The 2,156-nt window shown below is 66.0% G+C and carries 2 protein-coding genes; both read left to right on the top strand.

Annotation, left to right across the window (positions count from 1 at the left end):
- A partial coding sequence (locus ENZ74_RS29955) for a dihydrolipoamide acetyltransferase family protein (RefSeq protein ID WP_164761318.1) occupies positions 1-924 on the top strand: 924 nt, incomplete at its 5' end.
- A gap of 201 nt (positions 925-1,125) precedes the next feature.
- Positions 1,126-2,156: FAD-dependent oxidoreductase (locus ENZ74_RS29960; protein ID WP_127313220.1), on the top strand; the 1,031-nt coding region annotated here is incomplete at its 3' end.

Consider the following 2,156-nt stretch of genomic DNA (forward strand, 5'->3'; position numbering starts at 1 on the left):
CAGAAAAGCGCGGCGCCTCCTTCCGTCTCCGGCGCGCCGCGGCTTCAAGGCGAAAGACCGCTGGCGTCGCCGGCCGTTCGTCTGCGGGCAAAAGAAGCCGGCATCGATCTCAGGCAGGTTGCCGGATCCGGTCCGGCCGGTCGCATCGGCCATGAGGACATCGAAGCGTTCCTGGCCCGCGGGCCGCAGGTCGCAAAGGCATCCGGCCTCGCCCGCAACGACGCTGTGCAGGATATCAAGGTGGTCGGCTTGCGGCGCAAGATCGCCGAGAAGATGTCGCTGTCCAAATCGCGCATTCCGCACATCACCTATGTCGAGGAGATCGACGTCACCGCACTGGAGGAATTGCGCGCGGCGCTCAACAAGGAGAAGCGTCCTGGCGTGGAGCGGCCGAAACTGACGCTGCTGCCGTTCCTGATGCGGGCGATGGTCAAGGCGATCGCGGACCAGCCCAATCTCAATTCCCTGTTCGACGACGAGGCCGGCATCGTCCATCAGCATGGCGGCATCCATATCGGCATCGCCGCACAGACGCCGTCGGGGCTGGTGGTTCCGGTGGTCAAGCACGCCGAGGCGCGCGACATCTGGGATTGCGGCGCCGAGGTCATCAGGCTGGCCGAGGCGGCCAAGTCCGGCACGGCAACACGCGACGAGCTGTCCGGCTCGACCATCACCATCACCTCGCTCGGCGCCATGGGCGGCGTGGCGACGACGCCGGTCATCAACCATCCGGAAGTGGCGATCGTCGGCGTCAACAAGATGATGGTGCGGCCGGTGTGGGACGGCACCCAGTTCATGCCGCGCAAGATGATGAACCTGTCGTCGAGCTTCGACCATCGGGTGATCGATGGGTGGGATGCGGCGGTGTTCATCCAGCGGATCAAGACGCTGCTGGAAACGCCGGCGCTGATTTTCGTGGATTGAGGGGATGAGAACGGTCGCAAGGGCTCCCTCACCCGGATTGCCAAAACCGAATTGCGAAGGGCAATTCGGGGCAATCCGACCTCTCCCCGAGGGGAGAGGAGGTCGCCGGCGTCTGTGCTCGCCTCTTCTCCCCACCGGGGAGAAGGTGGCCGCGAAGCGGCCGGATGAGGGGGCCTTCGCCACCAGAAAGAGCGTGCCATCATGAAAGAAATCTCCTGCAAGCTGCTCGTCATCGGCGCCGGGCCGGGCGGCTATGTCTGCGCCATCCGGGCCGGACAGCTCGGCGTCGATACGGTGATCGTCGAGGCCGGCAAGCCGGGCGGCACCTGCCTCAATGTCGGCTGCATCCCGTCCAAGGCGCTGATCCATGCGGCGGAGGAGTTCGAGAAGGTGTCGCACATGGCGGGCGGCAAGAGCCCGCTCGGCATTTCGGTCACCGCGCCGACGCTCGATCTTGCCCGGACCGTCGCCTGGAAGGACGGCATCGTCAGCCGGCTCAACAGTGGCGTCGCCGGCCTGCTCAAGAAGGCAGGCGTGAAAACCGTGCATGGCTGGGCGAGCTTTCGCGACGGCAAGACGGTCGCGGTCGAGACCGAGACGGGCGTGCAGGTGATCCGGGCCGAAACGATCGTCATCGCCTCCGGCTCGGCGCCGGTGGAGCTGCCGTTCCTGCCGTTTGGCGGTCGGGTGATTTCGTCAACCGAGGCACTGGCACTCAGCGACGTGCCGAAAAATCTCGCGGTCGTCGGTGGCGGCTATATTGGGCTGGAACTGGGCATGGCATTTGCCAAGATGGGCGCTGAGGTGACCGTGATCGAGGCCTTGCCGCGCGTGCTGGCGCAGTATGATGCCGAGCTGACCCGGCCGGTGGTCAAGCGGCTCACCGCGCTCGGCGTCGAGGTGATGCTGGGCGCCAAGGCCAAGGGGCTTTCAACCAAGGGTGACGCGTTGCTGGTCGAGACCTCGGACGGCAAGAGCGCCAAGGTCGCCGCCGAAAAAATCCTGGTCACGGTCGGGCGCAAGCCGGTGACCGAAGGCTGGGGGCTCGAGCAGATCGACCTCGACATGGCCGGCAAATTCATCCGCATCGACGACCAGTGCCGCACCTCGATGCGCGGCATCTTCGCCATTGGCGACGTCACCGGCGAGCCGATGCTGGCGCACCGGGCGATGGCGCAGGGCGAGATGGTCGCCGAGATCGTTGCCGGCCACAAGCGCAGCTGGGACAAGCG

The organism is Mesorhizobium sp. M7A.F.Ca.CA.002.15.2.1 (assembly GCF_003998715.1).
GTDB classification, from domain to species: domain Bacteria; phylum Pseudomonadota; class Alphaproteobacteria; order Rhizobiales; family Rhizobiaceae; genus Mesorhizobium; species Mesorhizobium ciceri.